The organism is Segetibacter sp. (assembly GCF_025963695.1).
In the GTDB taxonomy this organism is placed as follows: domain Bacteria; phylum Bacteroidota; class Bacteroidia; order Chitinophagales; family Chitinophagaceae; genus Segetibacter.
Genome location: NZ_JAOQAH010000031.1, coordinates 67476 through 91623 on the forward strand (window position 1 = coordinate 67476; position 24148 = coordinate 91623).

A 24148-nucleotide genomic window follows, 5' to 3' on the forward strand; every position below is an offset into this window, starting at 1 on the left:
TTTGAGAAAAAAAAAATTTGTAAAATCTAACCTTATCTCCACAATTTTACATCTTCCACCTCTTCTACCAAGGCATACTTTTTCAACCAACCGATTACACTGTCTAATCCCTCTAATGTCATTAAATTGGTAAACACAAATGGCGTTCCTTTTCGCATTTTTCTTGCATCGCGTTCCATTACTTCGAGGCTTGCACCTACATAAGGAGCAAGGTCTATCTTATTAATTACTAAAAGATCTGAACGTGTAATGCCAGGTCCACCTTTCCTGGGGATCTTATCACCTTCTGCTACATCTATCACAAATATGGTCACATCAGCCAGGTCGGGACTAAAGGTTGCAGAAAGGTTATCTCCCCCACTTTCTATAAAAATGATCTCTATATCCGGAAACCTGCCAGCCATTTCATCTACAGCTTCCAGGTTCATGCTTGCGTCTTCGCGTATGGCGGTATGTGGGCAGCCGCCTGTTTCTACCCCAATGATCCTTTCGGCAGGTAATAAGCTGTTCTGTGTTAAAAACTCAGCATCTTCTTTTGTATAAATGTCATTCGTAATTACACCGATACTATACTTACCCATCAATTCCCTGCTCAATCTTTCGATGAGGGCAGTCTTACCCGAACCTACAGGGCCGGCGATTCCAACTTTAATATATTTTCTTTCAGACATTAATTTATAAATTCCGTTTACTTACTTAAATCAATTGCAGTCTTGCAACTTTTGGATCGACTTCAACTGTGTCGTATTCAAAGTTTAACTTAATTCGCCATTTTTGTAAAGTGGCTGCACCAATGATGGCTTCTTCACTAAGCCCAGGAACTAATAAAAATTCATCACTCAGCAATACGTCATTTATGTAAAACTCCACCGTTATCCTCTCTTTTACTTCTATGTAATGCCCTTCACTTGCAGTAGCAATCAATCTGGTTCGACCAAGGTTAACAGGAGTTTCCAGATTGTTTACATAATCAGGATTTATACAAGACAGATTAGCACCACTATCGAAAAGTGTATACAGATGTTTTTCTCCTTTAGATCCGACAAACAACAAAGGCAATTTTATTACTGACATATTCTTGCATTTTATTAAAGTTACACAACATTCGCTTCTATATCCCTCTTACAAATCCACATCCCGCTTCTCCAAGAAATCCCACATTCCCAGTTCCAACTACGACATATACAACCTCGAATACAACTGTTCATGTTGCATGCACCTAATGTCAAAACCACTGCAACACAAGCCAATTAAATTCCTGTCTGGCTCCAGAGAATGTTCAACGAGCTCAGCAATCAGTGGTTGAAGCGAAAACAATATTTGCTGTCCATCCTGCTGGCCAAGAGGGATTAGCTTAACACTATTTGTTACCATACCAACAGCGGCACTATAATAGAAGCCAGCTAATGCTTCACTTTTCGGGATTTGTAAAGCATGAGCATACAAACCAAACACAATGGAATAATGCCCCACTGTCTTTTGTTGATGTATTGCTTCTTTATACCTAATTGCCATTTCGCTTTCACATATCGGCTGGAAGATTTTCAATAACCTCATTCCTAGTTTTTGGCTTGCCTGCCTTATTTCCCTTGGAAGCTTTACTGCAGTACATTCATCATCTAGCTCCAATATTCGTTCAAAATTATTTTCAAGCGCGGCATCAAAAGCAAGTGAAACAAAAGCACCGTCGGTATACTGAAGGTTTTGAGAAAGCATTTCTGTTACATACTCTTTGGCTGTTGCCACATCTTTCACAATTCCTTTTTGCACATAAGTTTCCAAACCATTTGAATGTGCGTAGCCACCAATAGGCAAAGTAGGATCGGATAGCTGCAAAAGGCTTAACAGGCTTGTATTAAACATCAGTGGCAGAAGTTGTTAATTGAAGGATCTTAGAAAACAGACTTTGTTTACCTTCTACATTCAAATGGGGTGAAACGGTTGTCTTTAATGGGTTTACCAACTTCCGCATTTCTCTTTTTGGTTCATATCCTGCTACAGATAATAGTTTGAAAATCGGAGCTTCGAAAGGAATTAATATTTCCTCATTTTGAAAAAATAAGGGTAAATGTTTGTTACCAATTTCATAACAGGCAGAAGCCATTTGATACATTGAAGCAGGTTGAATAATGATCGCTTCACAAGGCATTATTTCAACCACCAGCACACGCCTTTCGTCTTCCCATAAAACATCTCCTTCAGTGAGCGATTGGGCTTCATTCATAAACTTCATTACAATCTCAGTTCCTGACTTTGCTCTTTTATGTAAGATGCGTTTGTTTGCTTCAAACCATTCGATTGAAACCAGGTCGATGCTTCTTCCTGATACTTCAAATGAATTTAGATTTCCTATTTTCTGCTTTATTACCATTAATGGTTTTACTAAAATTTAAGTAATTCTACAATGAAGACTAAAGTTGCTACTTGCACTGCGGATAAAGTGATTGCGACGCAACGGTGATGCTATGAAAAACCGCTGCCGGTATTCTCCCAAAAATCAAAACAGAAAATACCGCTGCGCCATGGGAACCACATCTACCGGTTCACAGGTTATATGAACACCATCTACCTTAACCTCGTAATTTTCAGGGTTTACTTCAATGTCAGGCGTAGCATCATTATGAACGAGGTCTTTCTTACCAATATTGCGGCAGTTTTTTACGGGCAAGATCATCTTCTGCAAACCATATTGTTGAACCACGTTTTTCTCCAAAGAAACTTTTGAAACAAACGTTACACAGGTATTAAATAAAGCTTTACCATAAGCGCCAAACATATGCCTGTAAATAACAGGTTGCGGCGTAGGAATAGACGCATTAGGATCACCCATTTTACTGGCTATGATCATTCCGCCTTTTATGATCATTTCCGGTTTTACTCCAAAAAAAGCCGCTTTCCATAAAACAATGTCGGCCAGCTTTCCAGGTTCCAGCGATCCCACATAATCACTTATTCCATGGGTGATGGCCGGGTTAATCGTGTATTTCGAAACGTATCTTTTTACCCTGAAATTATCGTTATTGTTCGCTTCGTCTTCGGCCAAAAATCCCCGTTGCTTTTTCATTTTGTCGGCAGTCTGCCAGGTACGGATGATTACTTCAGCAACGCGGCCCATCGCCTGGCTGTCTGAACTCATCATGCTAAAAACGCCCATGTCATGTAAAATATCTTCTGCTGCAATCGTCTCGGGCCTGATACGACTGTCGGCAAAAGCAACATCTTCAGGAACAGATTTATCGAGGTGATGACAAACCATCAGCATGTCTAAATGTTCATCAATGGTATTGACCGTGTAAGGCCGTGTAGGATTGGTAGACGACGGCAGAATATTAGGATACATAGCGGCTTTGATAATATCAGGTGCATGTCCCCCCCCCGCTCCCTCGGTATGATACGTATGTATTACCCTACCATTGATGGCGTTGATCGTATCTTCTAAAAACCCTGATTCGTTCAACGTATCTGTATGTATTGCTACCTGCACATCCAGTTCATCTGCTACCAGTAGCGAGGCGTCAATGACTGCAGGAGTAGACCCCCAGTCTTCATGGATCTTCAGCCCTATTGCACCCGCTTCAATTTGTTCAGTTAAAGGTGCAGTAGTAGCACAGTTGCCTTTGCCAAGAAAACCAAGGTTCATTGGGAAGGCATCAGCAGCTTCCAACATTTTTTGAATGTTCCATGCACCCGGAGTAACGGTAGTTGCATTGGTTCCATCAGCCGGGCCGGTACCGCCACCGATCATAGTAGTAACGCCGCTAAACAAAGCGTGATCAATTTGTTGCGGGCAGATAAAATGAATATGGGTGTCAATTCCACCAGCGGTCGCAATCAACCCTGCCCCACCGTGCACTTCTGTTGAGGCACCGATAACCATATTTGCATCCACACCATCCATTGTATCGGGATTGCCTGCTTTGCCTATGCCCACAATCTTTCCATCCTTAATTCCGATGTCTGCTTTTACAATCCCCCAATGATCAATGATCATTACACTTGTTATCACGAAATCCAGTACTCCATCTTTTCGGGTCGCTGTCGATGATTGAGCCATTCCATCACGTATCGTTTTTCCGCCACCGAACTTGCTTTCATCACCATAAACAGTATGATCCTTTTCAATCTCGATGATCAGGTCGGTGTCCGCCAAACGCACTTTATCGCCAACGGTAGGACCATACATGTTTGCATACTTAATCCTGTTGATGTTAAGGCTCATAGCGATGAATTTTTAAAATTCCGTGCAGTTATTTTTGAAAGCGCTTCTTCTTTCACATTCGCAGCAGTTGTATCTCCGTTGGTAAGATTGCTAAAACCAAAGGCTTTTCGATGACCGCCGTAGGTAACAAGCACTACTTCTTTTTCTTCACCCGGTTCAAAACGCACTGCAGTACCCGCTGCTATGTTAAGCCGCATACCAAAAGCCTTTTCCCTGTCAAACGCCATTTGTTTATTCACCTCGAAAAAGTGAAAATGAGATCCGACCTGTACAGGCCGATCACCAGTATTTACAACGGCAATCGATACAGTAAGCCTTCCAACATTACACTCAATGTTTCCTTGTGCGAGTATGTATTCTCCGGGTATCATGAATTGAAATTTTATGAAGCCAACATTTGAAATTTTATTTGGCAGCCGTTGCGTCGCACACTTGTACAGCAAGTTCATTGTGCTGCACGGCTCGCACTGCGAACTAGATATGGCAATCGGACATAAAGCAAGATCAAGAGACAATCGCTAGGAGACAGTTGTAGAAAATATATCAGCAAGATTAATTGTAAGACCTTCAAACAATGCAGATTTAAATTCCCCTTCAAATATCGTTGCTGCAGTATGTAATTCGTAACGGTTATTTCTGAGAGAGTAAATTTCAATGGCAGCGTATTGAGGATCGACCACCCAATATTCGCTCACACCCACCCGCTCATACAAATTCTTCTTTTCAATCCTATCGCGAATTAAAGATGTAGGAGAAATAATTTCAATTAGTAAATCAGGAATACCGATAATACCGTCATGGGTTATAATGGATTGCTTTTCATTAGAGACAAATACTAAGTCAGGCTGAGGCTTGTTATAATCGTCAAGAAAAACATCGATAGGAGACGGGAAAATTTCACCTAATTTTTTTTCCGTTACAAACTTATCAAGTGTAATAAGTAAAATTTTACAGATCCTCTGATGCATTGGTGTCGGCGCTGATTTCTGTATCATTTCTCCATTAATGATTTCATAATAGTAATTGTCATCCTCGTCAAACAACATTTCACGAAATTCCTTCACACTCACTTTTGTATTTGAGATTACCGTTTCCATACCAAATGCTTTAATTCAAATATAAGAAAAATTAAGGATGCCATAACGGGTCTCACGCGACTATCTTATCGGATCGTGCACCGTTACCAGCTTTGTTCCATCAGGAAATGTTGCTTCAATTTGTATCTCATGAATCATTTCAGGAATCCCTTCCATTACGTCTTGGCGGGTAAGAATTGTCGCTCCAAACTGCATCAACTCTGCAACAGATTTTCCGTCACGGGCAGCTTCCTGCAATTGGCTACTGATTAGTGCTATCGCTTCGGGATAATTTAATTTAAGTCCTCTTGCCCTTCTTTTTTCAGCCAGTTCCCCTGCCAGAAATAATAAAAGCTTTTCAGACTCTCTTGGAGTTAAGTGCATACGGTTGAAGATAAATTGGGTTGTTACTATGGCAAGCACTCAACTACGAAAAATACTAAAAACAAGATACTTTTTAGTAGGTTTTTTCGAATAATTCAAATTCCAGTTCAGAGGTCTTTTTTTAGGGATATTTTAAAAATCTCTATAAAATATATGCTCCCAACAGTTCCTCGCCTTCAACTTCCACCTGTATATGATCTTGTAAGGTAGTAGCTATCGAAAGACCTATGTAATCAATTTTTATAGGGAAGTTTTTGTGCATTCGTTCAACAAGAGACATTGTCTGAATTCTTTTTGGATAGAATTCTAACAGGGGCTTTAATGCATACAAAAGTGTTCTGCCGCTGTTTGTAACATCATCTACCAGCAGTACGTTTTTGTTATTAAAATCTATTGCTTCGCTATAGGTTATTTTACCAGGGTGTCTCTTATTGAGCTGACAGGAAATAATTTGAACCGGTATCTCAAGGAGACTTTCTAATAATAGGAATAACTTTTTTGCGATGACCATTCCGCTACCCGTGATTCCGACGATTATCAATGGTTCGGTTTCACCGTACAATTGCCCCGCAATTTCCAATGCAATTCGTTGCATTTTCTTTTCAGCAACTTCTTTTGAGAGTATCAGGTTTTTGGCCGCCATTGGTAATTTTTTACTTTCAAAAATAGTGATAAAACAACCTGCAAACCTTATATCGATAGCTTTCAAAAAACTTACCTTGCAATTGTAATATTGACTTATGCAAATATTTCAGCAGCTTTTATTTTTAGCGATCACTATTCTTGCCGTTTTATTGTTTGTCAAAAATGTAAAGAAAATCAGGAGAAATATTTTGCTGGGCAGGGACATAGATTTAAGTGACAACAAATCTGAAAGGTGGAAAAAAGTTCTTTTGCTGGCCATCGGTCAAAAAAAGATGTTTAAATATCCGTTAGTTGCTGTATTGCACCTAATGATCTATGCCGGCTTTATAATAATCAATCTTGAAATTCTTGAGATAATCCTTGACGGAATTTTTGGTACTCATAGAATGTTTGCCGGACTACTTGGAAGTGTTTATTCGTGGTTAATTAATTCTTTTGAAATATTAGCTTTCCTGGTTCTTGCCGCGTGTGTTGTTTTCCTTGCTCGTAGAAACGTAATAAAAGTAGACCGATTAAACAAAAGGGAACTTGATGGATTTCCAAAAACAGATGCAAACCTGATTTTGATGACCGAAATTGTTTTGATGACTTTGTTTTTAACCATGAATGCCGCTGACCAGGCTTTGCAACAACAGCATTACGGACACTATACTCAAACGGCCTCATTCTTTATCTCTGGGTTACTAACACCATTATTTACAGGAATGACTACAACTGCCCTCGTTGCAATTGAAAGAACTTGCTGGTGGCTTCATATTGTCGGTGTGTTAGCCTTTTTAAATTATCTGCCCTATTCGAAACACCTGCATATCATACTTGGGTTTCCTAATACTTATTACAGCAGCACCGAGCCGATGGGAAAGTTTACCAATATGAAGGAGATACAAAATGAAGTCTTGTACGCGATGCAACCAGAATTGGCTCCTACAGGTGATGCCGCTCCAGCAAAATTTGGTGCTAAAGACGTTCCTGATTTGACGTGGAAAAATTTGATGGATGCTTATAGCTGTACAGAATGTGGGCGTTGTACTGCAGCTTGCCCGGCAAACATTACGGGCAAAAAACTAAACCCCCGGAAGATCATGATGGATACGAGGGACCGGATGGAAGAGATTGGAAGGAATATTAATAAAAACAAACAATTTGTTGAAGATGGTAAAACCTTGCTTCGTGATTATATAACCGAAGAGGAAGTCAGGGCGTGTACCACCTGCCAGGCTTGTGTGGAAGAATGCCCTGTCAGCATAAGTCCACTTGATATTATCGTTCAGCTTCGTCGCCACCTGGTGATGGAAGAAAGCAATGCGCCGCAAGAATGGAATGGAATGTTTAGCAATGTTGAGAACAACTTTGCTCCGTGGAAATTTTCGCCCGACGATCGGGATAGATGGGCAGAGGAAATGAAAAGCTAAAGATTTCATGCCTTTCTGCGCACCTTAACCTTCTTCACAATTCACTCTTATTGCAAGTTAAGCTCAAGCCGCCGGGCTTCGTTCTTGCAACGGGACTGCTTCGCTTGTTTCAGAAACTGCTTCGCATGTTTCTGAATGCTTTCGCTTCGCTTAGCACCCAACCGGCTGATGTCCCTTATGCAAGAACTGTTGTCGGGAGTTTTGTTAGTTTGACAAAGCTGTATGAGGCCGCGTCAAAAAAACCTACTATGTGTTCCTATGTGATCCTATAAGTCTATGTGGTGAAAAACTTTATCCCTAAATCACTTCCGCGATACATTTAACCAAAAGCTCAAATACTAACTTCAAGTACAAGGGTGCGACGCAAGAATGTATAATAGTAGCTGTTAGCCGGGCTCAAAATAATTTTCTTTATCCTACTCCAATAAAAGAAGAGTATTAGGCTGAGTTTCTCCCTGCGTTGATAATTCCAAACGAGCAACGCATCACCAGCTTCTGATATACTTGCTTTTCTTCGTCACTAGCATTTCTTTCATCGAGGCCGCGAATGACTGCCATAGCGTATTGCTGAATGGTCAAAAGCGGGAGCACAATTTTCTCACGCATTTGAATAGACAAGGCTTCAACGGGGTAATTATCCATTAATTCAGTTTGGTCTGAAATTGCTAAAATGTACTTTCTCGTCAGCTCATACTCGTCATGTATCCGGTTCCACATTTCTCCGTACTTCGCATCTGTAGCCAGATAAGCTGTGAGCGGAAAAAAGCACTTTTTCATAGACATTTCGCAATTATCAATAAGGGTTTTGAAGAACAGGGAATTTTGATACAAGTTCTTAATTTCATCTAAACGCCCTTGCTTGTCTAACACCTGCATTGCATGTCCGACACCGTAATAGCCTGTCAGGTTTTGTTTTATCTGGCTCCAAGATCCAACGAAAGGTATCGCACGAAGATCATTGATTGTTAGTTTCGAAGAGCTTCCACGTTTTGATGGACGGCTACCAATATTGGTTTCGCCATAGAATTTAAGCGGGCTAACATCAGAAAGATAATTCATGAATTCAGGATGCGCCTTGAGATCAAGGTAAGCTTGTAAACTTTCAACAGCCAAATCGTTCATTAGTTGTTCTTCTTTGTCAGTCAGCGTTTTTTCTTTTGCTGCTAACAGCTCGTTACTGATGCCTGCATTTAACAGTTGCTCCATATTAAATCTCGCCGACTCAATGCTGCCATAGCTAGTACTAATGGTTTGTCCCTGGATGGTTAGTTGAATTTCTCTGTTGGCAACTTCCTTACCCATCGACGCATAGAACTTGTGACTTTTACCACCACCTCTTGCCGGCGGTCCACCCCTGCCGTCGAAAAAGACAACATTTACATTATATTTTTTAGAGACCTGCGTCAATTCTCTTTTTGCCTTATAAATACCCCAGTTCGCCATCAGGTAACCACCATCCTTGGTTCCGTCGGAAAAACCGAGCATAATTGTTTGCGTATTATTTCTCTTTGAAAGATGCTGCCTGTAAAATTTATTCTCATACAAGCAACTCATAATTTCGGTTGCATTTTGCAAATCTTCTACAGTTTCAAACAGAGGCACAATATCAACCGTCATCTCTTCTTTCTTCCACCCGCGCAATAAGAAAAGACCGTACACTTCAAGCACGTTTAACGCACTGTTGCACTGGCTAATAATGTACCGATTGCAACCCTGCTCCCCATTATATTGCTGAATTATTTTTACTGCCCCAACTGATTCTAGTGTGTCACGCAATACCCCTGTTTCATATTTTTCGGGATCAGCCGGCGCTTCAACATTCATTAAGACCTCAATCTTCTGTTGTTCATTTAGTGAGGCATAATCGGAAGGAAGTACATCTTCAGTTGATGCAATCAGTTCAAGCAAAGAATTATGTACAGAACTTTCCTGCCGTATGTCGAGCGTTGCGAAATGCAGCCCAAAGACGTGTACTTTATTAATTACGTTTTCAATCAATGAAACAAATAATCCGTTGTGATCCCTTATGGTTATGTCTCTTGCATTTTCGAGTGCTTCCAGTATTTTTTCTCTTGTGACTTCATTCTGGTCGCCCTGAACAAAAATGTTTCTGTACAGCAATCCTTCTAACGTAGCAAGAATGCTATCAACACCTTTAAAAGTAAGGCGTCTTTTTATTCTTCTTATGTCGCGGTAGTAGCATTTTATAATGCTTGATCTTAATGCATTTGCCACTTTTAAGGTCGTCGCTGTATTTACGTTCGGATTTCCATCACGATCGCCGCCGGGCCAGAAGCCCATCCCCATAATAGGGTGATGATCGCTCATAGTTTCAGGAAACTGAGATTTCAAGTCGGTAATCATGTTACCGGTAGCGGCATAAAAAATATTTTCCATAAACCAAAGCAGGCTCATGGCTTCATCGTAAGGAGTAGGTTTTTCCTTATTGAAAAAAGGTGTTTTCGCTAACTGCTGCAAGTACATATTTACACGACTGATCTCGTTGCCTTTCAGCGCCATGGAGAGGTCGTTGATGATGCCTAAAACTGAACCGGGATAAAACTGGGTAGGATGTGCGGTAAGAACAAGTTTTACCGAAAAGTCTTTCAACTTATCAGCAAGCTTGTGCTGCAAAGAATTTTGGATAATCTGAGATGTAAGATGTTTTAGCGTTCCGGGTCCGTTTATGTCAATGACTTCATTATACGCAGAATCTTCAAGGGCATCAAACAAAACCACCTGCCGCTCTACGTAATGAATAAACCTGAAAAGAAGATCTGTTTTATCCTTTTCATTATCGTAAGCGGTATAACGTTCAAAAAATGTCTCAATAATTTGTTGCGGGCTTTCGCTGCGTTTATATCCTTCACTACAGTTTTCAAGCAACAACGAAAGGTGTATGCCTGTATTTTCGATCCTGTGAAAAGGCAATGAAATGAACAGGCTATTAAACAGTTGAAATTTAATAGCAACATTATTCTTAAATACCTGCAAGATGTCTGAAAAGTTAGAATCCATAGTAATGTTCTTTACAAGAGTAGTTTTAGCAGGCAAACATCGTTCGCGATAAAAATATTCTAAAAAAAACAATTCGGTGAAAATTGTATTTCTACAATTACGATGGTCAAAAAGTAAAACAGGTATTTTTGATATGACTATCTAGATAAAGGCCGGTTTTCTTCAGGATGAGCTTTAATTCGTGGTGTAGAATCGCTTCTGACAGAATTCCCTAAATCTATTTAAACAAGGAATGCTATAAAATAAAAAAGGATGAATAAACATCCTCTTTTGTATAATAGCTGTATTAAATATTTATTGAGTCTTGTTAACAGAACCGCTTCCAGCAATGTGAGAATCAACGGTGGCGTTACCTCTATATTTCACATTTCCACTTCCGGCCACAGAAGCTTTCAACTTATCATCTGCAAACACGTTTGCATCTCCTGATCCGGCTATTGAAACGTCCACGTTTTCTGCTTTCAAATCCGGTCCATCATAATTTCCACTTCCTGAGATACGAATTTCCACATCCTTTGTCTCCCCTGAGATGTGCAGATTTCCGCTACCCGTTATATGTGTTTCAACTTTGGGAGCATTAATAGCGGCGGTAATATCACCGCTGCCTGAGATGCTGAAAGAGGTGTTGTTGTCAGTAGAAAATAACGAATTGCTTTTGATATTACCACTGCCGCTTACATTAAGGTCGGTTACTTCAGGCGTGGTAATATATACCTTAACCGGTTCGTTAGTATTGATATTTACGTTATCCCTGGTCCTGATTTCGAGCCAATTATCGTTTACAGTAGTTTCTATATATTGAAGTATGTTATCATCGGCTTCAACCTTAAGAGACCTTGGTCCCTGGTCGATATACACATCCATGTCTCCCGACACTTTTATTTTTCTAGCCTCGCTGATCTGTCTGTTTTCACTTTTTCTATTACCACTGCCCTCCACTCTTTCACCCATGTCGATACAAGAGTTTAAAAGTGTAGCTGCAATAAAGGCAGCATAAAACATTCCTTTTTTCATAACAATTAGTTTTGTAGGGCGAAAATTAGATAAACGATTTAACAGTTGAAATATTTATACTATTATTTCCTCTTTCAACTTGAAACTGCAGGCTGTATAGAATTTGTTGATGCAGGCTTTGGTTTTAGAGCGCTAGCGTTGAAGCGCAATTACTTCATCAGCAAATCATTTTTTGTCTTTGGCTCCTATCACATCAGGTGCTAAAAATTCGAAGGTTTTGGAGGCTAATAAAATAAATTACCTTCGCACCAATTTTACCTGTGACCCCGAAGGTCATTTTTATACTTATGAGCGAGAAAATTCTTATCCTAGATTTTGGCAGCCAGTACACGCAGCTAATAGCCCGTGCTGTGCGAGAAGCAAATGTTTACTGTGAAATCATACCTTATTTTAAACCTTTTATATTTGATCCAACTATAAAAGGTATTATTCTTAGCGGCTCTCCTTTTTCCGTTAATGAAGAAAATGCCCCTGTTGTTGATGTAAAATCTTTCAATGCACAACTACCCATTTTAGGGGTTTGTTATGGGGCTCAGTTAGCTGCTAAACAATTTGGCGGCAGGGTAGAAAAAAGCAATAAAAGAGAATATGGAAGAGCGCAACTGCAAGTGCAACAGCAGCACGACGTTTTGCTCGAGGGCATATCGAGCCGTTCACAGGTTTGGATGAGTCACGGCGATACTATTTTGTCCCTTCCTGAAGATTTTGAGATTTTAGCCACTACCGATTCGATACCTGTTGCTGCATTTAGAAAAAAAGCTGGTGATGGCTACCCTTTACATGCGCTTCAATTTCATCCGGAAGTCTATCATTCCACAGAAGGGAAAAAGATTATTTACAACTTTTTGGTAAATGTTTGCGGCTGCGCGCAGGATTGGACGCCAGGCGCATTTGTGCACGAGGCAATTGAAAGCATTAAACAGCAGGTTGGCGACGGACAAGTTATTATGGCTTTAAGTGGTGGTGTTGATAGTACCGTTGCTGCTACCCTTATCAGCCGTGCAATCGGTGATCGATTACACGGAATTTTTGTTGATAATGGAGTGTTACGAAAAAATGAATTCGAACAGGTACTAGAAACATACAAAGAGATTGGTTTAAATGTTAAAGGCGTAGATAGAAAACAAGTGTTTTACGACGCCCTTAAAGACAAGGTCGATCCTGAAGAAAAAAGGAAAGCAATAGGCAAATTATTTATTGATGTTTTCCAGGAGGAAGCGTCAGACATTACCAACGTCAGTTTCCTGGGACAGGGAACGATATACCCGGATGTTATAGAAAGTGTAAGTGTGCACGGACCTTCTGCCACTATTAAATCGCATCATAATGTGGGAGGACTTCCTGAAAAAATGCACCTGAAATTAATTGAACCCCTTAAATATCTTTTTAAAGACGAGGTAAGAAAAGTAGGCATTGAACTTGACATCCCACATGACCAATTATTCCGCCATCCGTTTCCAGGGCCGGGGCTAGCTATAAGAATTATAGGTGAAGTGACTGCTGAAAAAGTTAAACTTTTGCAGGATGCAGACGACATTTATGTGAGAGCACTAAAAGAACATAAGCTCTATTCCAGTATTTGGCAGGCAGGTTCCATTTTGTTGCCAATAAAAAGTGTAGGCGTTATGGGCGATGAACGAACGTATGAGCATACACTGGCATTACGAGCTGTAACATCAGTAGACGGAATGACGGCCGACTGGGCTCATCTCCCTTACGAGTTTTTGGCCCACGTTTCAAACGAGATAATTAATAATGTGAGAGGCATTAACAGGGTGGTCTACGACATTAGCAGTAAACCGCCCGCCACTATCGAGTGGGAATAGGCACTAATTTTGCAAACCATCTGAAATTATTTTTATTAATGCGCAGCTTCTATCGTTTTGTAATACTGGCTATTCCTATTTTTTGCATTGCTGTTCAATTGCACGGCCAGTATTACGATACGTCAAAACCTGTAAAAGTAGCTGTGTTTATTCCTTTATATGCAGATGATGTTTTCTCCGAAACATCTTTTCTTACCGATAAGACCAACTTGCCTAAAAACGTATTACCGGGGCTTGAGTTTTACAATGGGGTAATGATGGCAATTGACAGCTTAAATGCAGAAGGATCAAGGGCAGAGATTTCAATTTATGATATAAAGCAAAATGCCAAATCCCTTAATACATTATTAAAATCATCTGAGTTAAATAATGTTGGTCTCATAATCGCCGCCATTACCAATACGGCCGAATTAAAGTTGTTTGCTGACCAGGCATTAATTAAAAACATACCCATTATATCTGCTACCTATCCCAATTATGTCGGAGTTAGTCAAAATCCTTTTTTAGTAGTCTTAAATTCTTCCTTCCAGGCACATCTGCAGGGGTTGTATAAGCACATGCAGCGGTATTACGGTTCTCAAAACATTATTGCTGTTACAAGAAAAGGCACATCAGAAACTTTTATAAAAAGCTACTTTACCGCTTTAAATAGGTCCCCGCGCTCCGTTCCGCTAAAGTTAAAGTGGGTCACCATAGATGATGCATACTCAAACATTAATACTTTAAAACGCAGCTTGGACAGCACAAAAAACAACGTGGTTTTTGTAGCATCTCCTCTCGAAAGTTTTGGATTAAACATTGTCGAGTCCCTCAGCCTTAATGAAAGTTACCGCACTACTGCTATTGGCATGCCCACCTGGGACAACATTAAAGAGCTTGATAAACCAAAATATCGTAACATAGAAATTGTGTTTTCTACGCCATTTTTGTACTATTCGCAAAACCAAAGCCTCAGTTCTTTAATAAATAAAAGATATAAAGAAAGATATTACAGCCGGCCAAGCGACATGGTTTTTAAAGGCTTTGAAATGACTTATCATTTTACCAAACTTCTTACCAAGCACAAAAACAATCTGGTAAATAATCTCTCAGACAATAGCTTTACTCTTTTTAACCACTTTATGTTACAACCTATTCGACTTAAAAGCGCTAGCATAAAACCTGATTTTCTGGAAAACCGAAAGTTATACTTTATCAAAAAGCAGGGTGGAAACGTAAAAAGTATCATTTAAGAAAGCTGTGACCGTTAGCTGAAAACAAGTTAACAAAGTGTACGATCTCCAGCCAATCTTGTTCCCTTTTCCTTCGCACCTAATGCAGGTTTGAAACAAAAGCAGTAGCCGTTTTGTAGCCAATAGTTGCAACCTTTAATCATCATTGTTGTGTCACTCCCTTGTACCGCAAATCTTTATTGAAACTTTATCGCTTTTTATTCTCCCATACTCTACTTTATTAATGGATTTTTATTACAGTAATTTGCAACGCAAATTGTGTTAGTATAACAAAATGAAATATTACATTATAGCTGGCGAAGCGAGTGGAGACCTGCACGGAAGCAACCTGATAAAGCAATTACATCGCCTCGACATAACTGCAGACGTACGGTGTTGGGGAGGGCAAATGATGGAATCAGCAGGCGCAACACTGGTGAAAGATTATAAAACGCTTGCCTTCATGGGCTTTGTCGAGGTAATCATGAATCTTAGCACTATACTAAAAAACATTAAGTTTTGTAAGCAAGACATACAATCCTTTCAACCTGATATTTTAATATTAATTGATTATCCCGGCTTCAACATCAGAATTGCGGAATGGGCGAAAAAAGAAGGAATAAAAACAGTTTATTACATTTCTCCCCAAATATGGGCGTGGAAAGAAAACCGGGTTCATACCATTAAGAAGTATGTAGATAAAATGCTGGTAATTTTACCTTTCGAAAAAGATTTTTATAGCAAGTGGCAGTATAAAGTAGAGTATGTCGGTCACCCGCTAGTGGAAGTAATCGAAAGCTTCAGAGCTGCAAATTTGCCTTCGTCCACACACAAAATCAAAACCATTGCGCTACTTCCGGGCAGCAGAAAGCAGGAGATCAATAAAAAGTTACCTGTTATGTTAGAAGTAAGCAAAGCCTTCCCCGATTACCACTTTGTTGTAGCGAAAGCTCCCGGACAGGAAGATGCTTTTTATGAGCCTTTTTTGGCCCCTTATAAAAACGTTTCAGCTTTAGCGGGAAGAACTTACGACTTACTAAACCAGGCAACTGCTGCACTTGTAACAAGTGGTACCGCTACCTTAGAAACTGCATTGTTTGGCGTACCGCAAGTGGTCTGCTACAAAGGCAATCCCCTTTCGTACCAGATAGCAAAAAGAGTAATCAAAGTAAAATACATCTCCCTTGTTAATTTAATAATGGACAAGCCTGTAGTGAAAGAATTAATACAGCACGAAATGACAACAGAAAATTGTATTAAGGAATTGAAAGAGCTGCTGGAAAACCCTGCACGAAAACAACAGCTGCAACAGGATTATTTTAAGCTTAAAAACTTATTGTTGCAAGGCGGCAATGCCTCATCGAATGCTGCCAGCATCATTTATGAATTCGTAAAAAAGCAATAGCGCGTTGTCCCTGTTTTTACAAATGATCAAACGGATCCAACAGTGGCGCCCAAAAACAATAACTTAAGGAGGAATGGCAATTTTAAACAAAAAAAATGGCCTCTCCGTGGAAACGGAGCGGCCTCTAACGATTGCTTGCCATATGAAAATCTTCGAATACTTTATATTTGCGCTGACTGCTACAGCTTAGTTTCTCAACAAGAAGAAAAGTGCTTTTCTCTTTGTTTCTGATACAAATGTAGGTCGTGTTATTAAAGCTAATAAAACATCTTCGACGTTGTTTTATTATGACAAGAGGGTTAATAAAAGTGTTAAAACCCTTGCCAGCATGCTGTTTCACTATAATTATTAAATGATGTCCAACCGATATTCTGATACTTTATTTCAACTCATACACTCACTTGAAAAGGCCGAAAAAAGAAATTTCAAGCTTTATATAAAAAGAAGTTCTGCCAAAGAAGACCTGAAAATTATTCAGTTATTCGATGCGATGGACAAACTGAATGAGTATGATGAGAAATTGCTTTTAAAGAAACTGCCTTCGATAGAGAAGCCGCAATTATCTAATTTAAAAACACATTTATACAAACAGGTTCTTGCAAGCTTACGCCTGTTAAAAACCAGTGAAAATATTGACTTGCAATTGCATGAGCAATTGGATTACGCGCGAATTTTATATAACAAAGGATTGTACTTGCAAAGCCTGAAAATTTTAGAGCGCATAAAAGAACTGGCACGCTCCTATAACCAGGATAGCTTCTTAATACAGGTCATTTCGTTAGAGAAAAAGATAGAGACGCTGCATATAACACGTAGTATGCAAGATCGTGCAGACAGGCTGACTGCTGAAGCAAATGAAATAAACGACAGAAGAAGAATAATTACGCAACTTTCTAACCTTGCATTACAACTGTACAGTTGGTACATAAAAAACGGCCATGCAAGAAATAAAGAAGATGAAACCGGGGTAAGAAAGTTTTTTATCGACAACCTTCCCCCCGATGCCCATAAGCTCACCGGCTTTTACGAGAAGCTGTACCTGTGTCAGAGCTACTGCTGGTACGCTTTCATTCGACAGGACTTTTTAATGTATTATCGCTATACCCAAAAGTGGGTAGATCTTTTTAATGAGCAGGATTTTATGATTAGTGTAGAAACAGGTCATTTCATAAAAGGAATGCATAACCTGCTAAACGCACATTTCGACCTGCGCAATTTTAAAAAGTTTGAAGTCGTGTTACAGGAGTTCGAGAAATTTGCTGCTTCAGATGCCACCATGCACCACGACAATTTTCGCACACAAACTTTTGTTTACATCTACAGCTCTAAACTCAACCAACATTTTATGCTCGGCACGTTTAAAGAAGGCTTGTCGCTGGTTCCGTATATAGAAGAAAAACTGCAAGAGTATTCATTGTTCATCGATCCTCATCGCGTGCTGGTATTTAATTATAAAATTGCTACCCTGTATTTTGGTAACGGCGATTACAGCACCTCTATCGATTACCTGCAAAAAATAATAAACACCAATGCCGACTTGAGAAACGACTTACAATGTTATGCGCGCCTTGTACACCTGATGGCTCACTTCGAATTGGGAAACTTTGACATCATCGAATACCTCATAAAATCAGTCGTGCGTTTTATGGCTAAAATGCAAAACCTGACAGTGATTGAAGAGGAGATGTTTAAATTTTTACGAAGCACTTTTCACATATCCCGAAAAAAATTACAACCAGAGTTTGTAAAATTTCTTGATAAAATAAAACAGTATGAAAAAAGCCGTTTCGAAACGCGGTCCTTCGCCTACCTCGATATTATCTCGTGGGTAGAAAGTAAAGTATATGGAAAAACTATGAGTGAAATAATAAAAGAAAAGCACGTAAGCAACCGAAGAAAATCAGAACAAAAAACAAATATGGTTGCTATGGATGTGTAAGCCTTACTTTCCGCTCCCCTTGCTTAATCCTTTAATTAATTTTAATGTTTTACCAGCTTTAGAACAGGAAGGAGACATCGTTGCGACGCTCCATTCGCCAATAATAACTCTATTGAAAATCCTCATCGCTAATAACTTGCACATTTATAACAGCACCAGTGATGAAGATTTTTAATCCCCGTCGCATTATCGTTCTAATTTAAAACCAGGTTCCAGTGCAGGACGCCTGTTTGTGTTGGCTACTTTCCACCCTGTCCGATACATCCAGTCTCCCATTTTTTTCAGCTTAGAATAGTCTATTCTTTCTGCTTTATCCATAGGAGTATGATAATCTGAATGCAAAAGTGTAGTAAAAAAGACAGCAGGATAACCGGCACGGGCATAAGGTAAATGATCGCTTCTAAAATACCAGCCTTCAACATGAGTAGGTTTATCCCAAAGCGTATCTAACTTAAATTTGGGACCTTCATTATTTGACTGCATTGCCATTGCCACCAATTCACTTGAGTTTTTATGAGGCGGGTAAGCCCCCAGCAACGCCGCGCTGTCAGGATTGTTTCTCCCAATCATATCGCCATTGAGTACAGCTACTACAGATGTTTTCGGAACAGTGGGGTGTGCAGCATACCATTTTGAACCTAACAATCCACGCTCTTCAGCGCCATGCCATACAAACAAAGCCGAACGCTTTCCTGGATTCGATTTAAATGCCCGCGCAATTGCAAGTAAGGCCACACTTACACTCGCATTATCATCGGCACCATTATAAATAGAATCTGTGCCATAAGGTAGTCTTACGCCATCATGGTCCTGGTGTCCACTAAACAACACATATTCCTTTGACAGTTCCTTATCAGTGCCTTCAATTTTTCCAATAATATTTACCGAAGGGTATTCAAAATGCTCAACATTAATAGTAGCATTTAACATTGCTCCATCATTTTTAAACAAGTTTATATTACTCCCATGCAGCCAGAAGACGGGAATATTGGAAGCTGCAACCGCGTTTGGCCCGCCTTCAATATCATACAGTCCCCTTTGCATCGCAGGTACCACCTGGTTCCAGCTTTGTTCACCAAGAGGGTCGGCAATAAAAATAATGGCCACCGCTCCACGATTGATTAAGTCGGCTCTGAATTTATTTAAAACATAGCCCATATATCTCCTTTCCCACAGAGACACATCAAGATGAAGTCCTTCCTGCGAAGCTTGAATAGCAACTGCTTTACCTTTTACATCTGCTTTAGCCAGGTCTGCTTTTGACCCCTTCCCTATAAAGACAACCGGTGCTGAAACTTTTGCAGGAGTAGTGATTGCCACCAATACATCGCTCCATAACTGTAAAGATGTATTGCCGATACTGACACTGGAGTTAGTTGCAATACGATTGCGCTGTAGAGAAAAGAATTGAAAATAAGTACCATCCTCTCCCGCCGGTTGTAACCCCGCAGATCTTAATTTATCTGCCCACCACATCGACACTTTCAGTTCATCCAAAGTTCCTGCTTCTCTTCCTGCAAAATGATCACTCGCCATTTCATACAGGTCTCTTTTCAAATCGGCTTCTTTAATAGCAGACAATGCCGGGGGTATAGAAGCACTTTTATTGCTTTGGGCATAGCTTGTCGTATAAACCATAATGAAGGCAAGGGCTAATACTGTTACTTTCATGTGAGGAGATTATAATTTGATATCAAACCAAAGATAAAAGAGTAATGGATTGTTCGTAAATATGCTTTTTTCATCCTCATGCTATTCATCGGTGCAAATAACATATTTCTTCCTGCTAATAGGAGTTAGCAAAAGCAAGACACTGTCATATTTTTTATTCGAGGCTATAAACCGGAACTCTTAAAAAACCGTAGATAGCTAAAAATCAGTGTTATGAATACTAAAATTCTATTTCTTTTAAAGTCCATTGCTTTAATGTACCTGTCTACATCGTTGTTGGCAGGGTGTAAAAAAGAAGATGATATGCCTGAGAAACCAAACGTTTTATTTTATGTGTTATCCGACAATAATCAACTGCTTCAATTTAATGCAAAAAATGCTACTACGGCAATAAGCACCGCAACCATTACAGGACTACAGAGTGGAGAAAAGTTACTGAGTATTGATTTCCGCCCCGCTACCGGGCAATTGTACGGCCTGGGAAGTACAAGCCGCCTGTATGTTCTTAATACCAGCGGTGCGGCTCGTGCCATTGGAAGCGCTCCTTTTACACCAGCTATTGCCGGCACATCAGCAACTATAGACTTTAACCCAACTGTTGACCGTATTAGACTTATTAGTTCAAGCGGACAAAACCTTCGATTAAACCCCGAAACAGGAACAGTTGCAGCTACCGACGCTCCGATTAATGGTGTTGCCAATGCTGTTATAACTGAGGTCGCCTACACTAATAACACTGCAGGAGCTGCTGCCACAGTACTATTTAATCTTGATGCTACTACTGATAAATTGTATAAGCAAGACCCTCCTAATGATGGCAAACTCGTAGAAGCAGGAAGTTTAAACGTAGATTTTACAGGAACAGCCGGCTTTGATATTGCGGCCGGCACTAACACTGCTTTGGCTGCTTTATCGGTCAATAACACAACAGGTCTCTATGCTATTAACCTTGACAATGGGAGCACAACATCTTATAATAATCTTCCGGCTAACCTTAAAGTTGTTGGCCTGGCCATTCCCACACAGCCCGTTGCTTATTCTATAGATGCAGATAATAACCTGCTCATATTTAATCCATTTTCAACAACCCAACAGCCAGTTTCAAAAGGTGTAACGGGGATACAAAACGGAGAAAAAATAGTGGGTATAGATATGAGACCGATTAACGGACAGTTGTACGGCCTTGGAAATACGGGTCGTTTGTATACATTTAATGTTTCCTCAGGCGCAGCATCTGTTGTTGGCGCTATTCCCCTGGTTTTAACAGGTACTGATTTTGGATTTGACTTTAATCCAACTGTTGATAGAATAAGAATAGTTAGTAATACCGGTCTAAATCTTAGGGCTAATCCTAACGACGGCACACTTTCAGCAGCAGACCTCACTTTAAGTCCTGGCACACCTGCAGTAACAGCCGTCGCATATACAAACAGTTTCGCCGGAGCTACGTCAACTACCTTATTTGATATCGACACTAACACTGACCGGCTTTACAGACAAGACCCGCCTAACAACGGCGTGCTCGTTGATTTAGGTCCGATAGGTATTAATGCAACCACTGTTAATGGCTTTGATATTGGCGGCACAAGCGGCATAGCATTCGCCATCTTTACAGTCGGTTCTTCTGCTGGTATTTACACCATCAACCTGCAAACAGGAACGGCTACTAAAACTGCTGATTTTCCTAAATCTGTTATGGCAATGGCTGTAGGATTGGGATTTTAATTACTGTTAGGATTTGAATATTAAACAGCAGGTTCCATTTTTCAACCAGTGTATAACAAAGAGGGTGGTTTGCTTTAAAGCAAGCCACCCTCTTTGTTTGAAGGTATAAATTTGGAAGATGTGCCGGAAAGTGAAGAAGTGCTTTTCCGGCAATACTTCACCCCGATGTCATCACTGCTCGATAGTCTTTGTTTGATATATTTAATTATCTATGTTGATACGAATAGTGTAAAAACCTGCTGACATAACAATGAGCTTAACGGTGGTAAGATTAGAAAGTATTTGAAGTTCTGCTCCCAGATCAGCGTTTATAGGTAAGCGGCATTTGCAAGGGTTAAAATATTAGTATATTTTACTTTGTAACTGATACCTTTTAATATTCAATCACTAGAAATGATTTTTAATAATTCTAATCCATTTGACACTATACAACAGATCGCGGGCGGCTATTGCCTTGCCCGGTGTCTTCATGCAATTGCCGATTTTGGCGTTGCCGATGTTCTCAACGGCGAACCAAAAACCGCGGAAGAAGTTGCATCTGCTACCCAAACTAATCCGGGGGCACTTCGACGAGCAGTGAGATTACTTTCTGCTTATGGAATTTTTGAAATAAATGACAATAAAATTTCTCATACTCCCGCATCGCAACTGTTAAGAAAAGATCATCCGCAATCTATGAGAGGTTTTACAAGAATGTTTAGCCTACCTATTAACTGGAAAGCGTATGAAGACTTTAATGAAGCTATTAGAACAGGTGAGCCAAATGTGGAGAAAGTGTACACCGGAGGTTTCTGGAAATACTTTGGTGACCATAAACAAGAGAGTGCCATCTTTAATGAAGCAATGGCTGATAAAGCAAACGCACAGTTGTATGGTATCATGTCGTCGTACGACTTTTCAAATTTTAAAACAATTGGTGACATAGGGGGTGGGCGTGGTCATCTCTTACAAGCCGTACTACATTCAACTTCAGGGGCACAGGGAGTATTGTTCGATCTTCCACATGTGATTGAAGACGCCAGGAAAATGGCATCAGATAGGCTAACATTACAAGCAGGAGATTTTTTCAAAGACAGCCTTCCTGCCTGTGATGCTTATTTGGTTATGGAGATTATTCATGATTGGCCCGATGCTGAGTCTATAGACATTTTAAGAGCTATCCGAAAATCGGCACCACCCCAGGCTAAACTATTATTAATAGAGTCAATTATACCAGATAGCCCGGATCCCGATTGGTCGAAGATGTTAGATATACATATGTTGACATTGTTAGGAGGCAAACAACGAACCACGAAAGAATTTGAAGCATTACTAACAGAAGCGGGATTTGCACTAACACAGGAAATAGATTGCCAGGTGGGAATTTCTATTTTGGAAGCGTCGGTCGTTTAGTAAAATGTGGCAGTTTAGGTTGCCGACTCACGACTTTAAGAGCGCTCACACTTCTGTAGAAATAAGCTCTCCGTATTCAATTAGTCCGCTTTAAGATTTTTCATCCCCAATAATTCCACGCCGAACAGTTTTAAGAAAGGCTTTCCTTTAACAATTGTTATCGCCTATTTTAAATACTTGTCAAACCAGGAAATAAATTGCTGCTCGTCAATTCCAATATTGTCCCATCCATGTGCACCGCCTTTTTTAATGACTAGTTGATTTGAAATATTAGTCTCCTTTAATTTTTCGATGATCGTTTCCGATTGTTGCAGGGGCACAGTTCTGTCGGCATCTCCATGAATAATCAAGACCGGTGGATCATCTGAAGTGACAGCATATATGGGAGAATTCTGTTTCACTATTTCCGCCAATTTGGTCGGCTCGGCTATAACCTTATACGTCCTGGTGGAGTCACTCCACTCTTTAAACTCAAAGGCTGAAGCTACTCCAGCTAAAGCAAGTAACCCCCTCGCCTCTGTAAGGTTTGCTTTTTCCTGGCCCCAATTTAAAAAGTCGGTTGGGGGATAAAAGACAGCTACTGCCTGTACCCTGCTGGAAACCTTATCGATAGGATCTTTTGAAGCGGTATCAACTTTATCATCCAACAATCCTACCATCAACGATAAATGGCCACCAGAAGATGAACCGGTAATGCCAATATGTGAAGGGTCAATATTGTATTCTTTAGCATGATACCTTATAAATCTTACAGCTCTTTTCAAATCAGCTATCTCATCGTTGATTGCATATCTTGGTTGAGAGCCATGCATGGTAACAAAAACGGTATACCCTTTATCAACATAGATCTTTGCACGGTTAGTAAGGTATGTTGCATAATTATAACTCGATACCCAGTTTCCACTAACAACACTAATGATGGCTTTTCCGTTAGAACGTTCTTTTGGAGCCAGCTTAAACATCGTTAAAGCCATACCATCTTTTCTGCCATAAATAATTTCAGTGTTTTTAAAAGCAATAGGGTTTTGTGCTTTGCAGGCTGCAAAAGAGGAAAGGGTTATTAAGGATAATAATAGATATCTCATAAGTCGAAGTGATAGCTTTATGATTTGTAAATTCTGCAATAATTTTTATGCCTCATTGTACCTCGGCTCAATATTTACCTTTTCCTATTAGGCCTATAATCCTGTTGAAAATAGTGATGCTTTCGG

At 39.9% G+C, this 24148-nt stretch carries 20 protein-coding genes; 7 read left to right on the plus strand and 13 right to left on the minus strand.

Annotation, left to right across the window (positions count from 1 at the left end; all coding sequences use genetic code 11):
• Positions 1-32 precede the first annotated feature (32 nt).
• From ureG to JWR87_RS04950, 9 genes are all read right to left on the minus strand, one after another.
• The gene (gene ureG, locus JWR87_RS04910) at positions 33-671 is read right to left on the minus strand and encodes an urease accessory protein UreG (RefSeq protein ID WP_297816268.1); all 639 of its coding nucleotides are present in this window, start codon (positions 669-671) and stop codon (positions 33-35) included.
• 25 nt (positions 672-696) lie between these two features.
• Complete coding sequence (locus JWR87_RS04915; RefSeq protein ID WP_297816270.1) at positions 697-1074, minus strand: hypothetical protein; 378 nt, start codon at positions 1072-1074, stop codon at positions 697-699.
• 99 nt (positions 1075-1173) lie between these two features.
• Positions 1174-1863, minus strand: a complete 690-nt coding sequence (locus tag JWR87_RS04920) for an urease accessory protein UreF (RefSeq protein WP_297816271.1) — start codon at positions 1861-1863, stop codon at positions 1174-1176.
• The gene (ureE, locus tag JWR87_RS04925) at positions 1856-2371 is read right to left on the minus strand and encodes an urease accessory protein UreE (protein WP_297816273.1); all 516 of its coding nucleotides are present in this window, start codon (positions 2369-2371) and stop codon (positions 1856-1858) included. The genes JWR87_RS04920 and ureE overlap by 8 nt, the downstream gene beginning before the upstream one ends.
• A 126-nt stretch (positions 2372-2497) precedes the next feature.
• Complete coding sequence (gene ureC / locus JWR87_RS04930) at positions 2498-4219, minus strand: urease subunit alpha (protein WP_297816275.1); 1722 nt, start codon at positions 4217-4219, stop codon at positions 2498-2500.
• Positions 4216-4590: an urease subunit beta gene (locus tag JWR87_RS04935; protein ID WP_297816277.1), complete on the minus strand. Its 375-nt coding sequence runs from the start codon at positions 4588-4590 to the stop codon at positions 4216-4218. Before JWR87_RS04935 ends, ureC begins: the two co-directional genes overlap by 4 nt.
• A gap of 147 nt (positions 4591-4737) precedes the next feature.
• A complete protein-coding gene (locus tag JWR87_RS04940) occupies positions 4738-5316 on the minus strand; it encodes a Uma2 family endonuclease (protein ID WP_297816279.1) in 579 nt (192 codons plus the stop codon).
• Positions 5317-5376: 60 nt separating this feature from the next.
• On the minus strand, positions 5377-5679 hold the full coding sequence (ureA, locus tag JWR87_RS04945) for an urease subunit gamma (protein WP_297816281.1): 303 nt from the start codon (positions 5677-5679) through the stop codon (positions 5377-5379).
• 142 nt (positions 5680-5821) lie between these two features.
• Positions 5822-6322: a phosphoribosyltransferase family protein gene (locus JWR87_RS04950; protein ID WP_297816283.1), complete on the minus strand. Its 501-nt coding sequence runs from the start codon at positions 6320-6322 to the stop codon at positions 5822-5824.
• 97 nt (positions 6323-6419) lie between these two features.
• Between JWR87_RS04950 and JWR87_RS04955 the strand changes: the two genes are divergently transcribed.
• Positions 6420-7736: a (Fe-S)-binding protein gene (locus tag JWR87_RS04955; RefSeq protein ID WP_297816285.1), complete on the plus strand. Its 1317-nt coding sequence runs from the start codon at positions 6420-6422 to the stop codon at positions 7734-7736.
• Positions 7737-8174: 438 nt separating this feature from the next.
• On the opposite strand, the gene JWR87_RS04960 is transcribed toward JWR87_RS04955, so the two are convergent.
• A complete protein-coding gene (locus JWR87_RS04960) occupies positions 8175-10754 on the minus strand; it encodes a phosphoenolpyruvate carboxylase (RefSeq protein ID WP_297816287.1) in 2580 nt (859 codons plus the stop codon).
• A gap of 294 nt (positions 10755-11048) precedes the next feature.
• Positions 11049-11768, minus strand: coding sequence for a head GIN domain-containing protein (locus JWR87_RS04965; RefSeq protein WP_297816289.1), 720 nt, complete (start codon positions 11766-11768; stop codon positions 11049-11051).
• Between the two features lie 287 nt (positions 11769-12055).
• Here JWR87_RS04965 and guaA point away from each other — a divergent pair, with 287 nt between their 5' ends.
• From guaA to JWR87_RS04985, 4 genes are all read left to right on the plus strand, one after another.
• Complete coding sequence (guaA, locus tag JWR87_RS04970) at positions 12056-13594, plus strand: glutamine-hydrolyzing GMP synthase (protein ID WP_297816291.1); 1539 nt, start codon at positions 12056-12058, stop codon at positions 13592-13594.
• 38 nt (positions 13595-13632) lie between these two features.
• On the plus strand, positions 13633-14826 hold the full coding sequence (locus tag JWR87_RS04975) for a hypothetical protein (RefSeq protein ID WP_297816293.1): 1194 nt from the start codon (positions 13633-13635) through the stop codon (positions 14824-14826).
• 274 nt (positions 14827-15100) lie between these two features.
• Entirely contained in the window at positions 15101-16210 is a 1110-nt protein-coding gene (lpxB, locus tag JWR87_RS04980) for a lipid-A-disaccharide synthase (RefSeq protein ID WP_297816294.1), read from the plus strand.
• Between the two features lie 352 nt (positions 16211-16562).
• Positions 16563-18149, plus strand: coding sequence for a hypothetical protein (locus JWR87_RS04985; RefSeq protein ID WP_366090163.1), 1587 nt, complete (start codon positions 16563-16565; stop codon positions 18147-18149).
• A gap of 186 nt (positions 18150-18335) precedes the next feature.
• On the opposite strand, the gene JWR87_RS04990 is transcribed toward JWR87_RS04985, so the two are convergent.
• Positions 18336-19820, minus strand: coding sequence for a M28 family peptidase (locus JWR87_RS04990; protein WP_297816296.1), 1485 nt, complete (start codon positions 19818-19820; stop codon positions 18336-18338).
• Positions 19821-20033: 213 nt separating this feature from the next.
• Here JWR87_RS04990 and JWR87_RS04995 point away from each other — a divergent pair, with 213 nt between their 5' ends.
• Both JWR87_RS04995 and JWR87_RS05000 read left to right on the plus strand, forming a co-directional pair.
• Positions 20034-21545: a DUF4394 domain-containing protein gene (locus tag JWR87_RS04995; protein ID WP_297816298.1), complete on the plus strand. Its 1512-nt coding sequence runs from the start codon at positions 20034-20036 to the stop codon at positions 21543-21545.
• 393 nt (positions 21546-21938) lie between these two features.
• On the plus strand, positions 21939-22937 hold the full coding sequence (locus JWR87_RS05000) for a methyltransferase (RefSeq protein WP_297816300.1): 999 nt from the start codon (positions 21939-21941) through the stop codon (positions 22935-22937).
• A 164-nt stretch (positions 22938-23101) separates the two neighbouring features.
• Here the strand turns inward: JWR87_RS05000 and JWR87_RS05005 are convergent, their stop codons facing one another.
• A complete protein-coding gene (locus JWR87_RS05005) occupies positions 23102-24022 on the minus strand; it encodes an alpha/beta hydrolase (RefSeq protein ID WP_297816302.1) in 921 nt (306 codons plus the stop codon).
• Positions 24023-24148 lie beyond the last annotated feature (126 nt).